Source organism: Streptomyces sp. SID1328 (assembly GCF_009865595.1).
Taxonomy (GTDB): domain Bacteria; phylum Actinomycetota; class Actinomycetes; order Streptomycetales; family Streptomycetaceae; genus Streptomyces; species Streptomyces griseoluteus.
Genome location: NZ_WWKH01001009.1, coordinates 1 through 1,828 on the forward strand (window position 1 = coordinate 1; position 1,828 = coordinate 1,828).

Annotated in this window: 2 protein-coding genes; both read right to left on the reverse strand. The window is 75.2% G+C overall.

The genetic code is table 11. The features are described from left to right. The coding region (locus GT030_RS32635; protein ID WP_161204163.1) for a glycosyltransferase at window positions 1–893 on the reverse strand (893 nt) is incomplete at its 3' end. After that, entirely contained in the window at window positions 893–1,666 is a 774-nt protein-coding gene (locus tag GT030_RS32640; protein ID WP_202460852.1) for a polysaccharide deacetylase family protein, read from the reverse strand. The genes GT030_RS32640 and GT030_RS32635, both read right to left, overlap by 1 nt. Between the last annotated feature and the right edge of the window lie 162 nt (window positions 1,667–1,828).

The window sequence follows — 1,828 nt, forward strand, 5'->3', positions numbered from 1 at the left end:
GGGAGGCCGGCCGCGAGCGCCTCGACGACGGCCAGCCCGAACGCCTCCTCCGGGGAGGGGGCGGCGAGCACGTCCATCGCGGAGGTCAGCGCGGGCAGGTCGGGACCGGTCGAGCCGTCGGGGAGGCCGGGGACCTCGCCGGTGAACAGCACCCGGTCCAGGACTCCGGCCGCGGCGGCGGTGCGGCGGAGCGCGCCTTCTTCGGGCCCGCCTCCGACCAGCAGCAGGCGGCAGTCGGGCGGCAGTTGAGCGAGGGCCTCGATCGAGATGCCGAACCGCTTGCCGGGGGCCAGCCGTCCGACGCCGCCGATCACGAAGGCGTCGTCCGGGATGCCCAGTCGGGCGCGGACGAGCGCCCGCCGGTGCGGGTCGAAGCGGAAGGGCTCCAGGTCGATGCCGTTGGGGACGACCGCGATACGCGGCTCCGGTACGCCCCAGCGGGTCAGGCGGGCGGCGACGGTGGGGGAGACGGCGACCGTAGAGCGGCCCAGGCGTTCCCCGGCCAGATACAGCGCGCGTACACCGGAGTTGAGCGGGCGCCCCTCCATCTGGGAGTCGCCCAGAGAGTGCTCGGTGGCGACCACCGCGCGTACGCCCGCGAGCCGTGCCGCCAGCCGGCCGTAGAGACAGGCCCGGTAGAGGTGGGTGTGGACCAGGTCGTAGCGGCCGCGCCGGATCAGCCGGGCCAGCCGGGGCAGGGCGGCCAGATCCCGGTTGCCGCCCATGGCGAGGTCGGCCACCCGCACCCCGTCGGCCCGCAGCCCGGCCGCCACCGGGCCGGGGTTGGTCAGCGTCACCACGTCGCACTCGACGGGCAAGTGGCGCAGCAGAAGCCGCAGTTGCTGCTCGGCGCCCCCCACTCCGAGGCCGGTGATGATGTGCAGCGCCCGCATCACAGCCCCGCCACGGGCCGGCGGCGCAGCCGGTGCAGCCGGTACTTCAGGAACAGTCGCAGGGCGTTGTCGTTCTGCCCCACATGCACGCGGGGCAGCGCGTGCGGGCCGCTCAGCTCGCCGGGGTCGATGGCGCAGGCGTAGCCGTAACCGGCCTCCCGTACGGCCTCGACCACGCGCCCGTCGACCGTGCCGTAGGGGTAGCAGAAGCCCTGGACCGGAGCACCGGTCAGCTCGGTCAACAGGGCTCGGCTGTCACTGACCTCGGCGTGCAGGACGGTGTCGTCGGCGCGGGTGAGGTCGACGTGGGTCAGGCCGTGGGAGCCGATCTCCACCCCGGCCCGGTGGGCCTCACGCACGGTGTCGGCGGTCAGCAGGGGCTTGCGCGGGCCGAGCGGGTCCCAGGTGTTCTCGCCGCCGAGCCGGCCGGGCAGCACGAACAGGGTGGCCGTGCACTCCCAGCGGGTCAGCAGCGCCAGCGCGTCGGTGACGAAGTCGGCGTACCCGTCGTCGAAGGTGAGCCCGACCAGACCGCGCCCGGCGCCCCGCGCGCGGGCGGCCAGCAGCTCGCCCACCGACACGCCCCGCAGCCCCCGTCCGCGCAGCCAGCGCAACTGGCGCTCCAGCCGGGCTGGGGTGACGGTGACGTGATACGGGTCGTCGGAGCAGTCGCCGACCGAGTGGTACATGGCGATCCACGGGACGGGACCGCCTCCGCCCGGCCTGGGGGAGCCGGTGCGGAGGACGGACGCGGACTCAACGGAAGACGGCATGAGCGAGCCTTCGGGTGTGGGTGCGTACGGAACGGAGGGCGGGTGCGAAGCCCTGGGCGCCCAGGGCCCAGCCGAGCAGGACGAAGACGGTGATGACGGTGAGGCCCCCGGCGGCGAGCCCCGCGAGCGCCCCCACGGGCAGGCTCGCGGCCCAGGCCCCGG